Here is an 18,040-nt window from a genome sequence, read left to right as displayed (position 1 = left end):
CACGAAGAGGTTTCAGCGTAAGGTAAATTCTGGTCATAATTGCCGAAAGCCACCAGAGGGTCGGCGCCGGTAGTGGATTGGAGCACGACGCCGTCGAGGACTGCTGCCGGGTCGACGTCACGGTCATGATCACGCTGATGCCGTGGGCGGCCGTCGCCGCCGGGCCTGCCTTGGCTCGTGGTCGGGGTGGCGCGGGTAATTCAGTCGTCGCAGCCGACGCCGTCGCCGTCACGGTCGAGGTCGTAGATGTCGCTGCCGATCACTCGCACCGGACCATGGACGTACGCCGGTCCATTCCCGCTGCCACCAGCGCAGTCGACGTCACTGGCAATGGGCACGCATCCGCTGTAGTTGGGGTCGCACTGGCGTTCCTGCTTCGTGCCGACTCGGACGACCTGGGTGACGGGTGCTTTCGTGACCTGCGACCGGATGAGCTTCTTGGATGTCTGTACGCCGTCGACCAGCGTGATCTCGTAGGTGAGGGTGCGGATCCCGGGGGCACCGCGAGTCTTCACCTTTGTGGTGCCTTCGGGTAGCGACGAGTCCTTGACCGTCCTGGTCGTGTAGTTGATCCGCTGCTTCTCCGTGACGGTCCGGGTTTGCGGCACAGGCGTAGGGGCCGCGCTGGGCGTCGTCACGGCAGCGCCATGTGTCGGTGTCGTGCTGGGTGGCGGGTCGCTGGCCGGCACCGTCATCGGCTCGTTGACGGCGCTGATACTCGGAGCAGCCTCGGCTGCCTTGCCGTTGGTCTCGGTAGCTGGCGGCGAGGCGAGCGCGGCCACGATCGATCCTCCGCAGCAGAGGAGCGTCAGCACGGCGGCGCAGGCGAGGGCGATCTTAGCCACGCTGGGTCGGGCCTGCGGATGAATCGGCAGGCCGGAGACGGATCCGGCGGTCGGGAGCTGCGGTGCTGGGTAGGCAGCCACAGGCCCGTCTGCGCCGGGCTGGATGCTGTGGGGTGGTGGTGGCGCCTGCTGCGACCACGGGTCCTGTGAATGTGGAGATGTCACGCGCCAAAGTGTGTTGAACGACAGCGACCGGCATCAGTGGCTGGCCGGACACGATCGGTATCATTTGATTCGAACGTGGCAACTGACGGGTGTCGTGGGGTAGCCCATCGGCGCACGATTTCTCTGCTTTGCCGACCCCGCATCCGGCCTTTGGCGACCCAGGGTTCCGAGCGTCGGCTGCACAACCTGGCCCATAGGTCGGCGCGGCCTGCTGTGTGGTGTGCTGGAAATGCCATAGCAAGGGAATCGGCTGTCGGAATTCCGACATCGATTAGTGCGGCTGCTCGGTGGCAACTAGCCTGCGTCAGGCAATCAGTGCGCCGGTGGTTGAGCGACGCCGACAAGATCCATCTCGTTAGGACGAAAAGTGAGTTCAAGCCTTCCGGGTCCTGAGGTGTCAGGCGACCAATACCCGACCGACGCGGAGCTTAGGTCGATGAGTTCCGAGGAGTTGAGTGCGCTTGCCCAGTCGCTTGGTGCCCCACAGGCCCCGGCACCGCTCAGGGTGACCGGCCAGAAGTGGAAACTTGCGGTTGCGGCTGCCGTTGGAGGCGTGTTCCTGTTTGGTGCTGGTCTTGCCACGGGTGCCGTGGTCTTTCGCCCTTCTGGCCAAGTTGAGGGGGGAGGAGAAGGCGACCCCGTCTTGGTTGCTGCTAAGGACAAGTGTTCGTTGTCTGAGTACGCGACGGTCGGAGACGGCGGGAAGTCACTCACCCTTGATAGCGGAGGGAAGGAGGCCTTGGGGCTCGCCTACTCGGACATCGAGTGCGTTCTGAAAGAGGTGAGGGCGCCTGACCATGTTGTTTCTGAGATGACGTCTACCCGGGCGCTTGACGGCAAGCAAAGCGCCAGGTGGGGCAAGATGCGAGCTTCATGGACGTATCATCCGGACCAGGGGCTTGATGTGATCCTTGTTGCCGATTGAGATCCTGGGGCCTGCCGGTCAGCGGCACGGGGCGGCGATTGCTGGGTTCACAGTTGCAAGGTTGCTTGAACGCAGCTAATTTTGTAATGCCGATTGCGTGCATCCCGGCGCAGTACCTCGTTAGGAGCGATGAGTAACCGCCGCCGCCGAGACTTCGGTTCCGGGCCCATGCCCTCGTGAATTTGTCGATGTCCGCGATAAACATGCGCCCTGTCCAGCGGCCATCACGGCCCGCTCACCCAGGAAGCGTCAAAAGCGGGCTAAGTCGCTCGTCAGCGGCTAGGTGGCGGGCTCTTGATGCCTTCAACAAAAGCAACCCAGCTGCTCGGGTTGAAGGTCAGCGTCGGGCCGTTCGGATCCTTGCTGTCCCAGCTGCGACCGGTGACCGAACGCTGGGTGGTCCACCTGCCCGTGGTGGTCGGGGATCTGCTCGCCGCGCAGCGGATCGCCCGAGTGGTGGCGCACTGGACGCACGTGCTGCCACAGGCCGACCCGGCGGGCACGACCGTGTCGGCCGAGGACGACCAGAACGTACGCCACTGCCTGTTCTGCGACCGGCGCCTGGCCAGCGGCCTGCGGTGTCTGCTCTGGCTCGACCACGACGGCGAGTGCTTACGGCGGCCAAGATGGCGGTGAGCGGGTAGTCGTCGTCATGCCGACAGGCACCCGGCTCGGGCGGGAGTTCCCCGTCGGGGATAGTGGCGGGGTGGCTGGGTTGACCGTGGGGACCGACGACGCGTACCTCTGGCTGGAAGATCTTGATGGTGCGGACGCCGCGCGGTGGGTGCGGGACCGCAACGCGGAGACCGTTGTCGCCCTGACCGGGGGCGACGCCTTCGCCGCCCTGCGGGCCGAGCTCCGCCAGGTGCTCGACGCGGACGACCGCATCCCCTACCCCGGGTGGCGCGGCGACCATCTCTACTACAACTTCTGGACCGACGCGGCGCGCCCGCGCGGGCTCTGGCGACGGACGACCCTGGAGCAGTACCGCCGGCCGGAGCCGGAGTGGGACGTGCTGCTCGACCTGGACGCGCTGGCCGCCGAGGAGGGCGAGAACTGGGTCTGGGGCGGGGCGACGGTCCTGCGGCCCGGCTACGGGCGCGCCCTGGTCAGCCTCTCCCGGGGCGGGGGCGACGCGGTCGTGGTGCGGGAGTTCGACCTCGACCGCCGCGTCTTCGTCGAGGACGGCTTCACGCTGCCCGAGGCGAAGAGCGACGTCGACTGGATCGACGCCGACCACGTCTACGTCGCCACCGACTTCGGGCCGGGCTCGCTGACCTCCTCCGGCTATCCGCGCCTCGCCAAGCGGTGGCGGCGGGGCACGCCGCTCGCCGAGGCCGACGTCGTCTACGAGGGGCACGCGGACGACGTCGTCGTGTACGCCACGCACGACCCCACGCCGGGGTTCGAGCGCGACTTCGTGGGCCGCCGGCTGGACTTCTACCGTACGGAGAATTTCCTCCTGACCGGGGCGGGCGATCGGGTCCCGATCGCCGTGCCGGAGGACGCCCAGTGGGACGTGCACCGGGAGTGGCTGCTGATCCGGCTGCGCTCGCCGTGGCCGGTGGCCGGGGTGACCCATCCCGCGGGCGCCCTGCTGGCGACCCGGTTCGACGCGTTCCTCGCCGGTGGGCGGGAGCTGACGGTGCTCTTCCGGCCCGACGACCGTACGGCGCTCAGCGGCTGGTCCTGGACCCGTGACCGGCTGATCCTGGCCACCCTCGTCGACGTGCGCAGCCGGCTGGAGGTGCTGACGCCCGACGGCGAGGGCTGGCGGCGGGAGCCGCTGCCCGGGGTGCCGGAGTTCGACCACAGCGAGATCGTGGACACCGACCCGGACAACGACGACGCCTACCTGCTCGCCTCGGAGGGGTTCCTCCAGCCGGCGACGCTGCGCCTCGGGCAGGTCGGCGGGGCGGTCGAGACGCTCAAGCGGGCGCCGGCGTCCTTCGACGCGGACGGCCTGGCGGTACGCCAGTTCTTCGCCACCTCGGCCGACGGCACGCGGGTGCCGTACTTCGTGGTCGGGGACCCGGACGCGCCCGCCGGTCCGACGCTGCTCACCGGCTACGGCGGGTACGAGATCTCCCTGACCCCGGGCTACAGCGGGATGATCGGCCGGGGGTGGCTGGCCCGGGGCGGCACGTACGTGGTCGCGAACATCCGGGGCGGCGGGGAGTACGGCCCCCGGTGGCATCGGGCCGCGATCCGGGAGAACCGGCCCCGGGCGTACGAGGACTTCGCGGCGGTGGCGGCGGACCTGGTGGCCCGGGGCATCACCACGCCGGAGACGCTCGGCATCGAGGGCGGCAGCAACGGTGGGCTGCTGATGGGCGTGATGCTGACCCGCCATCCGTCGCTCTTCGGGGCCGTCGTCGCGCACGTGCCGTTGCTCGACATGCGGCGCTACCACCGGATGCTGGCCGGCGCCTCGTGGATGGCCGAGTACGGCGACCCGGACGTGCCAGCCGACTGGGAGTTCCTGCGCGGCTACTCGCCGTACCACAACGTCGACGGCGACCGGGCGTACCCGCCGGTCCTGCTCGTCACCTCGACCCGCGACGACCGGGTGCATCCCGGGCACGCCCGCAAGATGGCGGCCCGGCTGCGCGAGCACGGCCACGACATGGCCTACTACGAGAACGTCGAGGGCGGGCACGGCGCGGCGGCGAACAACGAGCAGCGCGCCTTCGTCTGGGCGCTGACGCTGGAGTTCCTGTGGCGCAAGCTGGCCGGGCAGACCCGCCCGCCCCTGCCGCGCCGGTCCTCGCCAGCCGCCGTGGACGAGCGGATCGCTCCCTGACCGGGCGCGACGCGATCCGGGGACGCCGCCAGCCGGCCGTGGGGTGCCGGCGAACGGAACCGTCAGGCCGTCGGGGGTGGGGCGGGCAGCTCGTCGACCACCACGACCTCGGTGCCGGGGCGCACCTCGGCCAGCAGTTCCCGCTGCCCGCTCTTCGTCAGCCGGATGCAGCCGTTCGTGGTGTTCCGGCCCAGTTCGCCGTCGTGGTACCAGCTGTGGATGCCGATGTGCGCCCCGCGCAGGCCGGCCGGCACCGAGTCGGGGTCGTCGGGCACCGAGCCGAGGGCGTAGATGTCGACGCCCCCGTACACGCTCTGCGGCGGCGGGGTGCGGCCCAGGATGAAGGTCCGGCCCAGCGGGGTCTCCTGGCCGCGCTGGCCGAGGCTGACCTCCCAGCTGCGCACGGCCCGGCCGGCGCGGTACCAGGTGAGGCGGTGGTGCCTGCGTTCGATCACGATCTGGTCGGCCAGCGCCACGGTGGTGTGGCCGCCGGGCGGCAGCCAGGCGAGCGTGCGGTTGGCCGACGGGAGCAGCACCGCCGTCCAGCCGGCCCGCCGCTGGGCGATCGGCATGGTCAGCTCGACGCCGCTGATGGTGGGGTCGAGGAACGCCAGCGGCCGGCCGCCGGGGGCGGTGTAGGCGGCGATGCGGCGGGTCGGGTGCAGGCCCTCGGTCAGGGGCGTGGTGTCCATCGTGTCCCGATCGGCCGGGAAGCCGGTGGGCGCCGGGCCGTAGTCGACCACCGGCAGGTCGTCCGGCGCGGGCGCGGCGACGGGCACCCGCTCCGGCGCCGCGCTGGTCGGGGCCGCGCCGGTCGGCGCGGGCGGCCCGATGACGACCGGCGGCGCGGTGGGCTCGGCCCCGGGGGTCAGCGCCCAGCCGGTGGCCCCGGCGGCCAGCAGGAGCAGGGGTACGCCGACGGCGGCGGCCAGCGCGCGGACGTGTCGCCGGTTCATTCGGTCAAAACGCACAAACTAACTGTAACGGGTGAACGGCGGCGAAACCCCGTCCCGGCCGGAATGCCGGCCGGGACGGGGTCCGCAGGGTGGAGCCTCAGCTCAGCCGCGCGCCAACGTGGATGGCGATCGCGTCGTGGGCGGGCACGTTCGCGGCGAACCAGCCGCCGCCGTCCACGGTGATCACCGGCCCGCTGCACGTGCCGTTGCTGAAGGTGCCGTGGACGACGTCGCAGTAGCGGCCGGCCGGCAGCCCGCTCTGGTAGGACCGGCCGTTGACCGCGGAGTCCTCGTCGTTGATCGTGACGTAGCCCTTGCCGGACCGGCCGAAGGCGATGTGGTTGTTGCCGTTGTCGTACCAGTTGACGACGCCGGCGCCCTCGGTGGCGTTGCGGAAGCCGACCATGTTGGCGATGACCGGCCAGCGGTGCTCGCACTCCCAGCCGGAGTAGCAGGTGGTGTTGAGGGTCCGCCCGGAGCCGTCCGAGGGCGGGCCCTGGTCGCGCTGGCTGTACGTGTAGCTCGACATCACCGTCGGGGAGCCGTACGGCCAGGCGAGCATGAACGCGTTGGCCAGCGCGTAGATGCCCCGGTCGCGGTAGGTCAGCACCCCGCCGACGTCGCGCTGGGTGTCGTGGTTGTCCACGAAGACGGCCGCCGAGGAGCTGGGCAGGTGCCCCCACCCCTCGCCGAAGTTGCGCAGGTAGGCCAGCTTCTCGGAGCGGAAGACCCGGGCCAGGTCCTTGCCGTAGCGGAACTCGTGCACGTCGCCGTTGCCGGTGTACTCGCCCGGCTGGATGGGCTCGCCGGCGCCGTGGATCACCTCCTGCACGATGTACGCCGAGCGGGACAGCTTGCCCCTGATGGCGGCGATGTCGGCGGCCGGCATGTGCTTGCTGGCGTCCATCCGGAAGCCGTCGACGCCCAGCGAGAGCAGGTCGTTGAGGTAGCCGGCGATCTTCGTCCGGACGTAGTCCGACTCGGTCTTCAGGTCGGCGAGGTTGACCAGCTCGCAGTTCTGCACCTCCCACCGGTCGTTGTAGTTGGCGATGTCGTCGCCGCCGTTGCGGCCGCAGTGGTGGAAGTCCTGCGTCTGGTAGATCCCCGGGTAGTCGTAGTGCCCGTACGACGAGCCGGCCCAGCCGGTGCCGCCGTTGTCCTGCCCGGACATGTGGTTGACGACCGCGTCGACGACCACCTTCACCCCGGCGGCGTGGCAGGTGTCGACCATGGACTTGAACTGCGCGCGGGTGCCCTTGCGGGACTCGATCCGGTAGCTGACCGGCTGGTACGCCAGCCACCACTGCGAGCCCCGCACGTGCTCCTGGGGCGGCGAGACCTGCACCCAGCCGTACCCCTTCGGGCCGAGGTTGGTGCGGCACTCGGTGGCCACCGACGACCAGTTCCACTCGAAGAGGTTGGCGATGACCTTCTTGCCGCCTGCCGGGGCCGCGCCGGCCGGGGGAGCGGTCGCGGCGGTGGGGACGATCAGGCCGGCGATCACGCCGAGGGCGACGATCGCCGACAACCGTCGACGTCTCTGCATGGAGGACTCCTGACGGGGGATGGGGGACGGGCGGTGGCGAGGCCGGGAGGCCCCGATGGTGCCGGGATCTTGCAGTACGGCTTGAAAATTTCCGAAAGGTTACAAGCGCATTGCAAGTACTGTCAATGCATGGGCATGTGTGGATGCCTTCGGCCTGCCGGCCTCGTACGACGGCCAGGCGCCTGCGACCGAGCGGTCAGGTGGCCGCGTCGAGCCAGCGTCGCCAGCTCGTGCGGGTGAGAGCCTGCTCGGGATGCGCGGCCACATGGAGGACGAACTGTGCCCGGAGCCGGACCAGGGGATCATCGGCGGACGTCAGCGTCCCCACCTCACGGAGGAACGGCGAGTCGTGAAGCTGCCGGACCAGGCTGGCGTACAGCCAGTCCTTGCACCGGTACGGCCGCCTCAGCGCCGCGAGGATCAGCTCAGCGATCTCTGGCCTGACGGCCTCCGGGAGACCGCCCCGATCGAGCCGGCGAAGGAGCACCTCCTTCGTTCCCCAGCGGGACCACATCCACGACTCCGGCGCTCCCCACTCGTCGGGATACTCCGCCTCCCACCGCAGGTAGAGGGCGGCGATCGGCGCCCACCGTGCGCGGCCGGCGCGGTCGTCGTCCGAAGCGTCCCGGAAGGCATCGAGAGGTCCGTGGATCGTCTGCGCCTGATGCCACCGGAAGTCGGCGCGCGCCTGGTCCAACCTCGCGGCGAGCCGAGCCTGACCGGACCTCGACCGGTACTGCGCTGCCCACAGGTCGTTCGACAGGTGCAACGCTTCGCCCGCCGCGGCGAGCAGGGCCTGATGCCGAGCGAGCGCATGGTGACGTACGACCGGATCGACCGCCACCAGGTCGAACAGCCAGGAGTAGTCGCCGCGCGGCTCCGCAGACACCATGGCAGCTTGCCATCCCCGCCCAACCAGGAAGCGGCAGGCTTCAGCAGAGGTGCCAGCTTGGCCTGAGACCTCGTCAGGTGGAGCCGACGAGCAGCCCGCGATCGGCCATGAAGGCTCGCAACGTCTCCGCGTCCTCAGCGAACATCAAGCGGCGTGGGATCACGGTCGCCGGCATCCGGCCGACGTACACGATCCAGAACTCGGGGGTGTCCCGCACCCGAGCCACCCCGTCCCAGGCGATACCGCCGGACTCCGAGCCGCTGCGCATCATGATGTTGTCGTCGGTGATGTCGTAGGCACCCTCGACGGCGTAGCGACCGGAGCGACGCCGGGCCCGCCACTGCACCCAGGGTGAGTACAACATCGACAGCACGCCACCCAGGACCATCGCCATGCACAGCGACGAAACCCGGTCACCCCACGAGAACCCCCGCGAGACGGCAAACCCGATCGCCCCGACCGCCACCAGCGCCGCACCGACGTAGCCGAACTTGCGCAACCGGACACTGCCGAGCGCAGCGGCCACGCGGCCCGGGTAGGCGGGATCGGCGGGGACGTCGAAACGGATGTGCACGCCAGAACGATAGTGCCCCCTACCGTTCGTCGGCAGCGCCTGACTCGCACCGACCGACCGGATCGTCCGTCGTCAGCGGTACGACCCCGACGTACCGTCCCGGGATGACCTTCTCGCCTGCCTCGTCGCAGCAAGGTCGGGTGGCACAATGCGCCTGTGTCGATCTCCACGGAAGGCTCTCCCAAGGCTCGGATCGTCACGGCGTTGCTGCGGGACGACAACCGGGTGCTGTTGTGCCACCGATCTCCTGAGCGCCGTTGGTATCCCGACGTCTGGGACATGCCCGGTGGGCACGTGGATCCCGGGGAACTGCCCGGCGCGGCACTCGCCCGGGAGCTTCGAGAGGAACTGGGCATCGACATCGCGGCGCCGTCGGGTCCGCCCGTGCACGAAGTTCATGCCGACACGTTCGACATGCAGATCTGGCTGATCGAAGCGTGGACGGGTTCTCCGGTCAACGCCGCGCCGGACGAACACGACGCCATCGCGTGGTTCACCGAGGACGCGCTCGGAGAACTGTCCCTGGCTCATGACAGCTACCTCGCCCTGTTCAGCAAGGTCCTTGGCGAGCACCGAGCCTGACCACGACCGGACCCTCTGAAGATCACACGCAGGCCCCCGCTTCGGCGCCGGTGCGCGGAATTTCCGCGCGCCGGTGATCCGCCCGCCCTGTCGGTCCGTACTCGATGGGGAACAGGGCCGGCCGGTGGTGCGCCGCCGCGAGACGATCGAGGAGCAGATGGCCCGGGCACAACGGAACCAGAAGCCGCCCACCGTCCGGACCACCAGCACCAGCCGGGGGGCCCGCACCCGGTCCCGGCCCGCGGTGGCCCTGCTGACCCTCTCGGCGCTCGCCGCACTGTGGGCCGCCACCATGCTGACCGGCGCCGGCTCGGCCGCGTACGCGTACGGCTTCTTCTTCACCGAGTTCTTCGCCGGGGTGGTCGCCCTCGTGGCGTTGAGCCTCACCGTGATGATGGGGCTGCTCGCCACCGACCGGCTGGTGCTGCTGATCCGGCACCGGGTGCTGCTCCAGTCCGCGCACCGGGCCACCGGCATCCTCGGCGTCGCCGGGCTGGTCTTCCACGTGCTCACGAAGATCGCCACCGGCCGGGCGGCGAGCACCGACGCGGTGGTCCCCTTCGTCGGTGGACGGGGCCTCTACGTCGGCCTCGGCACGGTGGCCGCCCTGCTGATGGTGAGCGTGCTCTGGACCGGTGTCGTCCGGGCCCGCTTCGCCGGGGTCGGCCCGAAGTGGCTCTGGCGGACCCTGCACTCGGCCGCGTACCTCTCCTGGCCGTTCGCCATCGTGCACGGGCTCAACGCCGGGCGGCCCGCGAAGCCCTGGGTGCTGCTGAGTTACCTCGCCTGCGTCCTGCTGGTCGTGCTGGCGCTGCTGGTCCGCCTCTCCGTCAGCCTCGGCCGGCGCCGCCGGGAGCAGCACCAGGCCGCCGCGATGAACCAGGCCCTGGCCGGGCGGCCCGCCGAGGACGCCCCGCGTCGGTCGCTGTTGCGGGGCCGGACCCGACGCGCCGACCGGGCGGCGGAGCCGGAGAGGCGCGCGGGGACCTGGGCCGGCGCCACGATCGCCGGCACGGCGGTCACCGGCACCTGGTCCGTCCCCGCCGCGCGGCGCCGCGACCCGGAGCGGTTCACCGTGCCGGCCGTGCCCGAGCCCGGCACGCTCCGCGACCCGGCACGCCCCCGCCGGCGTGCGGCGGAACTCGCCCCGGCCGGTCGGCGCCGAGAGGAGGAGGCGCCCACGTCGACCGGCCGCCGCCGTGCGGAGCCCGCGTCGATCAGTCCCCGACGCGAGGAGGCACCTGCGTCGACCGGCCGCCGCCGCGCCGGCGAGAGCACTCGCCGGGACCGGGCGGAGCGGGACGGGGCGCGGCGAGTGGTTTCGCCGCCCCGCCGCCGGGAGGAGGCCGAGGAACCCTGGGACAGCCCCCGACGCTGGGAGACGAGCGACCCGATCTCCGCCGGTCCCGTGTCCGCCGCGCCGCGCAGCGGCGGTGGCCGGCACAGCGTCGAGGACGACCGGGACCTCGAACCGGACTACTGGCGGCCCCCGGTGCGGTACGTCCCCGAGGAGGTCCCGCTGCCGGCCGACGACACGCCGACCCTGGTCGACCTCGCGTCCCGGCGGGCACGCCGGGCCGCCGGCGAGAGCCGGTCGGTGCGCCGCCGCCGGGTCAACGCCGACGCCGTCGACGGGGCGTACTGGGCCGGGCTGCGGGGTGAGGCGAAGTGACGCGGACGACCGTGCCGCCGGTGGCCTGCGTCGGCGAGCCCCGGCTCACCGCCGGCTTCGCCGAGTTCGGCCGGCTCGACCTGCCCGCCCACGAGGAGGTGCACGGGCCGGTCGGCCCGATGGAGCCGGCCACCCTGCTCCGGCTCGCCGAGGGCGTACAGCTCAAGGGCAAGGGCGGCGCGGGCTTCCCGTTCGCGAGGAAGCTCCGCTCGGTGCTGGAGTCCTGCGAGCGGGGGGACCTCCCGGCGGCGGTGGTGGTCAACGCCACCGAGGGGGAGCCGGCGAGCTGGAAGGACAAGGTGCTGCTCACCCGGGCCCCGCACCTGGTCCTCGACGGCGCCGCGCTGGCCGCGTACGCGTTGGACGCCGACGAGATCGTCGTCGGGGTGGCCGACGACGGGGTGGGCCGCGACTCCCTGACCGAGGCGCTGGAGGAACGCCGGATGCCGGCGCCCACCAGCATCGTCACCGTGCCGCACCGGTTCATCTCCGGCGAGGGCGGAGCCCTGGTCAACGGCATCAACGGGCTGCCGCACATCCCGCCGGGCACCAAGCGACGCTCCAGCGACTCCGGCGTCGGCGGCCTGCCCACCCTGCTCTCCAACGCCGAGACGTACGCCCAACTCGCGGTCGCCGCCCGGCTCGGCCCGTACGAGTACGCGGCGCTCGGCACCGACGACGAGCCGGGCACCGTCCTGCTCACCGTCACCGGCGCGGCGGGACGCCCGGCGGTGGTGGAGTGCGCGGCCGGCACCGCGCTGCGCGAGATCCTCGACCTGTGCGAGGTGCCGGACGGGCCGGGCATCCTGACGGGCGGCTACCACGGCAGGTGGATCACCCGGGAGGCGGCGGAGCGGGCGGAGATCTCCCGCAGGGGGCTGGCAGCCGTGGGCGGCACCCTCGGCGCGGGCATCCTCGTCCCGCTCGGCGCGGACACCTGCCCGCTCGGCGAGGCCGCCCAGGTGGTGCGCTACCTGGCGGGCGAGTCCGCGGGGCAGTGCGGCCCGTGCCGGATGGGCCTGCCCGACCTGGCCCGCGCCGTCGACCTGGCGGTCGCCGGCAGCGCCCCGGTGGAGGTGGTCCGCGCCGCCGCCGGCGACGTGAAGGGCCGCGGGGCGTGCAGCCACCCCGACGGTACGGCCCGGTTCGCGCTCTCCGCGATGGAGGTGTTCGCCGAGGACCTGCGGCTGCACACCACCGGCGAGGGTTGTGGCCGGCGGGTCCGGGCGGTGATGGGCCTGCCGGGCGCCCCCGACCCGAACCCGCAGCGGCTCACGCTGGACTGGTCCCGCTGCGACGGGCACGGGCTGTGCGCGCACGTCGTGCCGGACTTCATCCGGCTCGACGGGAACGGCTACCCCGCCTTCCCGCCCACCCCCGTGCCGACCTGGCTGCGCGAGGGCGCGCGCAAGGCGGTCAAGGTCTGCCCCGAACTCGCGCTGCGGCTCACCCCCGCCCCCTGAGGGGGCGGGGGAGGCCGGCGGGTCAGCGGGGGGTGAGGCGGTCGGTGCCCAGGCGGGCCTGGAGGACCTCGGGGACCAGCACCGAGCCGTCGGGCTGCTGGAACTGCTCCAGGATGGCCGGGAAGAGCCGGCTGGTGGCCAGCGCCGACCCGTTGAGGGTGTGCACGAAGCGGGTCTGCTTGCCGCCCGGCTCGCGGTAGCGGATGGCTGCCCGGCGCGCCTGGTAGTCGCCGGCCCAGGAGACCGACGACACCTCCTTGTACTTGCCGGTGCTCGGCATCCACACCTCGATGTCGAGGGTCTTCTTCATCGACGCGCTGGCGTCGCCCGCCGACAGCAGGGTGCGCTGGTAGTGCAGGCCCAGCTTCTCGACCAGGCTCTCCGCGTGCAGGAGCATCTCCTCCAGCGCGGCGTCGGCCTGCTCCGGCAGGCAGAACTGGAAGATCTCCACCTTGTTGAACTGGTGGCCCCGGACGGTGCCCCGCTCGTCCGAGTGCGAGCCGGCCGCCTCGCGGCGGTAGCAGGGCGTGTAGGCGAACGCCTTCAGCGGCAGCTTCGCCGTCTCCAGGATCTCGTCCTGGTAGGCCCCGAGGATCGCCGTCTCCGAGGTGGGCAGCAGGAACTGCCCGCGCGGGGCGGACTCCCGGTCCAGGTGGTAGACGTCGTCGTAGAACTTCGGGAACTGACCGGCGGCGAAGCCGGCGGTGTCCAGCAGCAGGTGCGGCGGGAGCAGGAACTCGTAGCCGGCGCTGATGTGCTCGTCGACGAAGAAGTTGAGCAGCGCCCACTCCAGCCGGGCGCCCATGCCCGTGTACATCCAGAAGCCGGAGCCGCCGAGCTTGACCCCGCGCTCGTGGTCGACCAGGCCCAGCATCCGGCTCAGCTCGATGTGGTCGCGGACCTTCTCGATCGCCGGCGGCTCGCCGAAGGTCCGGACGACCCGGTTGGCCTCCTTGCCGCCCGGCAGCACGTCGTCGGCGGGCAGGTTGGGCAGCTCGCTCATCACGGTGCGCAGCCGCGCCTGCACCTCGTCCAGCTCGGACTCCAGCTCGGCGAGCTGCTTGCGCCCCGCCTCCGGCGTGGAGACCTCCGGCTCGGTGCCGGCGCGCTTGGCCGCCGCGTAGGCGCGCGCCTCGGCCTTGCGGCGCTGCCGCTCGCCGTCGATGCCACTGATCAGGGCGCGGCGTTCCTGGTCGAGCCGCTGGATCTCGTCCAGGGCGCGGTTGACCTCGGCGGGATCCAGTCGCTTCGCCAGCGCGGTCGCCACCGCCTCGCGATCCTTCCGGATCAACTCCATGTCGAGCATGCTGCTCCGTACGCTCCGTCCGGACGTCGGGTGGACCCACCGATGCTACCGCCGCGGCCCGCTCGCGCCCCGGCCCGGTCTCGACGACCCTTCCTTACCCGTCAGGCGGTCAGAGCCGGATGGGCATCAGGACGGAGAACGCCTCGGCGTCGTCCGGCCGGCGCACGGCCAGCGGGGCGATCGGCCCGTCCAGCTCCAGCAGCAGCTGGCCCCGGCCGGCCGCGTCGAGGGCCTCCAGCAGGTAGCCGCCGTTCACCCCGACGCGGAAGGCGTCGGACTCCCCGGCCAGCTCGTCCGCCCCGACCAGCCGCACCCCGCCCCGGCCGTCCGGGCCGAGCACGGTCACCGCGAGCGGAAGGCCGTCGTGTCGCCGGGTGACGACGGGGGCGTCGGCGCTGGTCAGGGCCGCCCGCAGGGCGTCGGCGTCGACCGTCAGCCGGTGCGCCGGACCGTCGGACGTCGGACGGAGCAGCCGGCGGTGGTCCGGGAAGTCGTACGGCAGGACGGCGGCATCGACCGTGCGGCCGGCGACGGAGACGGAGATCGTGCCGGCGGCCACCGTCAGCCGGGCCTCGGGGGTGCTCCCCGCGCCGGTGTCGAGCAGGGCCCGCACCTCGTCGACGAAGGCGACCGGGGCGAGCACCCGCACCGCCGGCCCGTCGACCCGGGCGTCCGCCCGCGCGACGGCCAGCCGGTGCCGGTCGGTCGCCACCAGCCGTACGCCGTCGGCGTCGGACTCGAACAGCACGCCGGCCAGCACCGGCAGGTCGGGGTCGGCGCCGACGGCGAAGCGGACCGCGTCCACGGCGGCGGCCAGGTCGGCGCGGGACAGGACGAGACGGGTGGTCATGGCGGGCTCCCCGGGGTCGATGAGCGTACGGATCCGGGAGAGCTCCCTGCGGGCGTCGGCGAGACCGTCCTCCAACCGGCGCAGGTGCGCGTCGAGCAGGCGGTGGATCTGGACCGGCTCGGACCGCAGCGCGGCGGCGATCTCGGCGACCGGCATGCCGATCCGGCGCAGCCCGGCCACCAGCCGGGCGGGGGCCACCTGGTCGGCCGTGTACCAGCGGTAGCCGGTCACCGGGTCGACCAGGGCCGGGGCCAGCACCCCGGCCGAGTCGTAGAACCGCAGGGCGCTCACGGTCAACCCGCTGGCCCGGGCCAGCTCGCCGATGCTGCGCAGGTCGCTCTCCACGGCGCCGATCCTGTCGTCTCAACCTGGTCGAGGGTCAACCCGCGCGGGGCCGGGCGGCCCGACGGTCGGGGCCTGCGCTCAGCGGGGCCGGTCCAGCACCCGGAAGGTCATCCCCGCCCGCACCAGCCGGTCCAGCAGCGCGTCGCCCATCGCGGTCACCGGGGTCACCTGCCCCGCCGTGGCGGGCAGTTCGTCGCCGGCCAGGCAGAGCGCCGACTCGCCGAGCATCTTCGCCGTCTCGTCGTAGCCGGGGTCGCCGCCGGCCACCTCGGTCAGCACCCGCCGCCCGCCGCCCGTGGCGACGAACCGGACCCGGAACCAGGACTTCGCCCGCTGCTGCGGCGTCGGCCCCTGCCCGGAGGCGAGCCGGCCGAGCAGCCAGCGCCGGGCCGGCGGCAGCCTCACCAGCGCCACCAGCCCGCCCAGCCCGACCCCGCCCGCCAGCACCGTGGGCAGCCGCTTCACGGCCGCGAAGTGCCGGTAGCGGAAGTCCGGCCCGTACTCCGGGCGGGCGGCAGCCGAGCGGCGGACCACCTGCGGGTCGATTGTCGGCAGCGGCACGATCCACATGCCCAGCTCCTTCGAGCGGGCGAGGCGGCCGGGCACCGCGCGTACCCGCCGCCCGGTCGGTCGCGGCTCGACCTGCCGCCGCTCGCGGGCCGCCCGGGACGCCTCGGCGGTACGGGAGAAGGCGGTGAGCGCCGAGTGGTACGTGCCGGCGGAGAACCGCCCCCCGGCCCGGACGAAGCCGTCGACGGTGATCGGCACGTCGTCCGGGAGGTGCTTGAGCGTGAACCAGACGCCCAGGTCGTGGGGGATCGAGTCGAACCCGCAGGCGTGCACGAGCCGGGCCCCGGTGCGCTCGGCCTCGGCGTGGTGGCGCACGTACATCAGGTCGACGAACTCGGGTTCGCCGGTGATGTCGAGGTAGTCGGTGCCGGCGCGGGCGCAGGCGGCGACCAGCGGCTCCCCGTGGTGCACGTACGGGCCGACGGTGGTGGCCACCACCCGGGCGCTCTCGGCGACCGCCCGCAGCGACTCCGCATCGGTGACGTCGGCGGTGAGCAGGGGCAGCCCGGCCAGCGCCGGGTCGATGGCGGCCAGCCGGTCCCGTACGGTGGCCAGCCTGCCGGGGTTGCGCCCCGCGAGCGCCCAGCGCAGCCCCGGCGGAGCGTTGCGGGCCAGGTACTCGGCGGTCAGCCCCCCGGTGAAGCCGGTGGCCCCGAAGAGGACGACGTCGTACGTCCGCTGCTCACGCATCTGCCGAGTCTGCCACCCGGCACGGCGGGCCGCAGCGTTGCGCCTCAGCCGGCGGCGGCCGGAAGATCGGGGCTGAGTACGGCGCGGACGCAGCCGTCGGCCCGGTCCCGGAACAGCGCGTACGCCTGCGCCCCCCGCTCCAACGGCAGCCGGTGGGTGGCCAGGTGCTCGGTACGCAGCTCGTCGCGGGCCATCCGCTCCAGCAGCATCGGGATGTAGCGCTGCCCGTGCTGCCGCGCGCCCCGCACCGTCAGCCCCTTCTGGGTGACCGCCCCGAGCGGGAAGGTGTCGACGAAGCCGGTGAACTCGCCGAGCAGGAAGACCGAGCCGCCCTTGCGGCAGGCGTGCACGGCCTCGCGGACGGCGGCCGGTCGCTCGGCGCCGCCGGTGAACCGCTCGGCCAGCGACCGGGGGCCGTGCCCGTCCCAGGCCGCCCCGACCGCCTCGACGCACACGTCCGGCCCTCGCCCGCCGGTGCGCTCGCGCAGCTCGGCGACGACGTCGGCGCGCCGGTGGTCGATCGTCTCCGCGCCGGCGTGCCGTTCGACCATCCGCAGCCGCTCCTCGTCGGTGTCGACGACGACCACCCGCTCCGCGCCGAGCAGCCCCGCCGCCCGGGCCGCGAGCTGCCCGACCGCGCCCGCGCCCCAGACCGCCACCACGTCGCCGGGGCGCACCTGGCCGAGGTCCGCGCCCATCCAGCCGGCCGGCGCGGCGTCGGAGGCGAACAGGGCGCGGTCGTCGCTGACCGCCTCCGGCACGGCGAACGCGCCGACGTCCGCGTACGGCACCCGGACGTACTCCGCGTGGCTGCCGGCGAAGCCGCCCATCGCCCGGGGCTGGCCGAACGCCCCGCCGGTGGGATGGCCCCAGGCCGCCTCGGTGACGGCCGGGTCGGCGCTGCCGTTGTCGCAGCAGGAGGGGAGGTCGCGCCGGCAGTACCAGCAGCTGCCGCAGGCCACCGACGAGCAGACCACCACCCGGTCGCCGACCCGGTGCCGGCGTACCTCCGGCCCGGCCTCGACCACCTCGCCGAGGAACTCGTGCCCGAGCACGTCCCCGACGGCGAGGAACGGCACCCGCCCGGCCAGCAGCGGCAGGTCCCCGCCGCAGGTGGCGCTCTGCCGGACCCGGACGATCACGTCGTGGCCGTTGCGCAGCTCCGGGTCGGGCACCTGCCGTACCGCCAGCTCGCCCGCGCCCACCCAGCACAGCGCCCTCACCGCGGCGGTCCCGGCGGACGGTCGGCCGGCCAGCGGTCCGCGCGGAGCACCTCGCCGGTCTCGGCGAGCTGCTTGACCTCCCGCAACGCCCGCCGGACCAGCAGGCCGGGATCGTCGCCGACCAGGTGGGCGGCGAGCCCCGCCGGGGCCGCCGCGCCAGGCACCGGCCGGGCGGCCAGCTCCGTGCCCCGGCAGCCGGGGGCCGGCCGCAGCTCGACCTGCACCGCGCGGCCGAGCCGGCGCAGGGGCTCCGGCCAGCGACCGCCGGGCAGCACCTCGCCGGGCGGGCGGTCGACGGTCACCACCTGCCAGCGCGCGGGCCGCGGGTCGGCGCCCGCCGCGCGGGGCCAGGCCGAGCCGCGTCGCCGTACGGCCAGCGCCCGGCCCGCCGCCGCGACGGCGAGCGCCACCGCGGTCGCGCCCGCCAGCCGTCGTCTCCGATCCACCTCGGCCCCGCCTCCCGGTCCCCTCCCACGCCGGACGCGCACCGGTGCGCGCGGCCGGTCACCCGCGTACGACCAGGGTCGGCCGGGGCGGGGTGAAGCCGGCTCCCCCCGAAGGGGTGAACGGGCCCGCGCCGGGTAACCGCCGCCGGCGGGACCTGGGGGAGTGGACGCGTCGGTGGAGGGCGGG

At 73.1% G+C, this 18,040-nt stretch carries 17 protein-coding genes; 6 read left to right on the top strand and 11 right to left on the bottom strand.

Translation table 11 applies throughout. The features are described 5' to 3' along the window. Window positions 1-200: 200 nt before the first annotated feature. Window positions 201-782 (bottom strand): G5 domain-containing protein, encoded by a 582-nt coding sequence (locus tag AC0OO9_RS07100; RefSeq protein WP_484516441.1) that lies wholly within the window; start codon window positions 780-782, stop codon window positions 201-203. A 664-nt stretch (window positions 783-1,446) separates the two neighbouring features. Between AC0OO9_RS07100 and AC0OO9_RS07095 the strand changes: the two genes are divergently transcribed. Continuing rightward, window positions 1,447-1,935, top strand: coding sequence for a hypothetical protein (locus tag AC0OO9_RS07095; RefSeq protein WP_484516439.1), 489 nt, complete (start codon window positions 1,447-1,449; stop codon window positions 1,933-1,935). 272 nt (window positions 1,936-2,207) lie between these two features. Here the strand turns inward: AC0OO9_RS07095 and AC0OO9_RS07090 are convergent, their stop codons facing one another. Beyond that, on the bottom strand, window positions 2,208-2,381 hold the full coding sequence (locus AC0OO9_RS07090; protein WP_484517874.1) for a DUF397 domain-containing protein: 174 nt from the start codon (window positions 2,379-2,381) through the stop codon (window positions 2,208-2,210). Here AC0OO9_RS07090 and AC0OO9_RS07085 point away from each other — a divergent pair. Continuing rightward, complete coding sequence (locus AC0OO9_RS07085; protein WP_484516437.1) at window positions 2,317-2,571, top strand: hypothetical protein; 255 nt, start codon at window positions 2,317-2,319, stop codon at window positions 2,569-2,571. The two genes, AC0OO9_RS07090 and AC0OO9_RS07085, sit on opposite strands and share 65 nt — an antisense overlap. A 70-nt stretch (window positions 2,572-2,641) precedes the next feature. Further along, complete coding sequence (locus AC0OO9_RS07080; RefSeq protein WP_484516435.1) at window positions 2,642-4,738, top strand: prolyl oligopeptidase family serine peptidase; 2,097 nt, start codon at window positions 2,642-2,644, stop codon at window positions 4,736-4,738. A 62-nt stretch (window positions 4,739-4,800) separates the two neighbouring features. Here AC0OO9_RS07080 and AC0OO9_RS07075 read toward each other — a convergent pair whose 3' ends face one another. From AC0OO9_RS07075 to AC0OO9_RS07060, 4 genes are all read right to left on the bottom strand, one after another. Further along, the gene (locus tag AC0OO9_RS07075) at window positions 4,801-5,709 is read right to left on the bottom strand and encodes a L,D-transpeptidase (protein ID WP_484516433.1); all 909 of its coding nucleotides are present in this window, start codon (window positions 5,707-5,709) and stop codon (window positions 4,801-4,803) included. A gap of 82 nt (window positions 5,710-5,791) precedes the next feature. Next, complete coding sequence (locus AC0OO9_RS07070; protein ID WP_484516432.1) at window positions 5,792-7,240, bottom strand: alpha-amylase; 1,449 nt, start codon at window positions 7,238-7,240, stop codon at window positions 5,792-5,794. A 196-nt stretch (window positions 7,241-7,436) separates the two neighbouring features. Next, window positions 7,437-8,132 (bottom strand): hypothetical protein, encoded by a 696-nt coding sequence (locus AC0OO9_RS07065; RefSeq protein ID WP_484516430.1) that lies wholly within the window; start codon window positions 8,130-8,132, stop codon window positions 7,437-7,439. A gap of 73 nt (window positions 8,133-8,205) precedes the next feature. After that, window positions 8,206-8,706: a YcxB family protein gene (locus AC0OO9_RS07060; RefSeq protein WP_484516429.1), complete on the bottom strand. Its 501-nt coding sequence runs from the start codon at window positions 8,704-8,706 to the stop codon at window positions 8,206-8,208. A gap of 156 nt (window positions 8,707-8,862) precedes the next feature. Between AC0OO9_RS07060 and AC0OO9_RS07055 the strand changes: the two genes are divergently transcribed. The 3 genes from AC0OO9_RS07055 to AC0OO9_RS07045 all read left to right on the top strand — a co-directional run bounded on the left by AC0OO9_RS07055 (window position 8,863) and on the right by AC0OO9_RS07045 (window position 12,423). Then, on the top strand, window positions 8,863-9,288 hold the full coding sequence (locus AC0OO9_RS07055) for an NUDIX domain-containing protein (protein WP_484516428.1): 426 nt from the start codon (window positions 8,863-8,865) through the stop codon (window positions 9,286-9,288). Between the two features lie 124 nt (window positions 9,289-9,412). Further along, a complete protein-coding gene (locus AC0OO9_RS07050; RefSeq protein WP_484516427.1) occupies window positions 9,413-10,960 on the top strand; it encodes a ferric reductase-like transmembrane domain-containing protein in 1,548 nt (515 codons plus the stop codon). Beyond that, on the top strand, window positions 10,957-12,423 hold the full coding sequence (locus AC0OO9_RS07045; protein WP_484516425.1) for an NADH-ubiquinone oxidoreductase-F iron-sulfur binding region domain-containing protein: 1,467 nt from the start codon (window positions 10,957-10,959) through the stop codon (window positions 12,421-12,423). Before AC0OO9_RS07050 ends, AC0OO9_RS07045 begins: the two co-directional genes overlap by 4 nt. Before the next feature lie 22 nt (window positions 12,424-12,445). On the opposite strand, the gene serS is transcribed toward AC0OO9_RS07045, so the two are convergent. The 5 genes from serS to AC0OO9_RS07020 all read right to left on the bottom strand — a co-directional run bounded on the left by serS (window position 12,446) and on the right by AC0OO9_RS07020 (window position 17,853). Then, window positions 12,446-13,729, bottom strand: a complete 1,284-nt coding sequence (serS, locus tag AC0OO9_RS07040; protein WP_484516423.1) for a serine--tRNA ligase — start codon at window positions 13,727-13,729, stop codon at window positions 12,446-12,448. A gap of 109 nt (window positions 13,730-13,838) precedes the next feature. After that, entirely contained in the window at window positions 13,839-14,912 is a 1,074-nt protein-coding gene (locus tag AC0OO9_RS07035; RefSeq protein ID WP_484517873.1) for a DNA polymerase III subunit beta family protein, read from the bottom strand. A 90-nt stretch (window positions 14,913-15,002) separates the two neighbouring features. Next, window positions 15,003-16,184 (bottom strand): saccharopine dehydrogenase family protein, encoded by a 1,182-nt coding sequence (locus AC0OO9_RS07030; protein ID WP_484516421.1) that lies wholly within the window; start codon window positions 16,182-16,184, stop codon window positions 15,003-15,005. 44 nt (window positions 16,185-16,228) lie between these two features. Continuing rightward, window positions 16,229-17,407: an alcohol dehydrogenase catalytic domain-containing protein gene (locus AC0OO9_RS07025; RefSeq protein ID WP_484516419.1), complete on the bottom strand. Its 1,179-nt coding sequence runs from the start codon at window positions 17,405-17,407 to the stop codon at window positions 16,229-16,231. Beyond that, window positions 17,404-17,853, bottom strand: a complete 450-nt coding sequence (locus AC0OO9_RS07020) for a hypothetical protein (RefSeq protein ID WP_484516417.1) — start codon at window positions 17,851-17,853, stop codon at window positions 17,404-17,406. Before AC0OO9_RS07020 ends, AC0OO9_RS07025 begins: the two co-directional genes overlap by 4 nt. Window positions 17,854-18,040: the final 187 nt, after the last annotated feature.

Source organism: Micromonospora sp. USAFONa4, assembly GCF_057197825.1.
The sequence above is the reverse complement of the archived record's forward strand: the minus strand, read 5'-3'. Positions and strand labels throughout refer to the sequence as shown.

Bases quoted from the DNA above. Each gene is read 5' to 3' on its own strand.
- AC0OO9_RS07095 (WP_484516439.1), top strand. From the start codon at position 1,447: ATGAGTTCCGAGGAGTTGAGTGCGCTTGCCCAGTCGCTTGGTGCCCCA.
- AC0OO9_RS07070 (WP_484516432.1), bottom strand. From the start codon at position 7,240: ATGCAGAGACGTCGACGGTTGTCGGCGATCGTCGCCCTCGGCGTGATC.
- AC0OO9_RS07065 (WP_484516430.1), bottom strand. From the start codon at position 8,132: ATGGTGTCTGCGGAGCCGCGCGGCGACTACTCCTGGCTGTTCGACCTG.
- serS (WP_484516423.1), bottom strand. From the start codon at position 13,729: ATGCTCGACATGGAGTTGATCCGGAAGGATCGCGAGGCGGTGGCGACC.
- AC0OO9_RS07030 (WP_484516421.1), bottom strand. From the start codon at position 16,184: ATGCGTGAGCAGCGGACGTACGACGTCGTCCTCTTCGGGGCCACCGGC.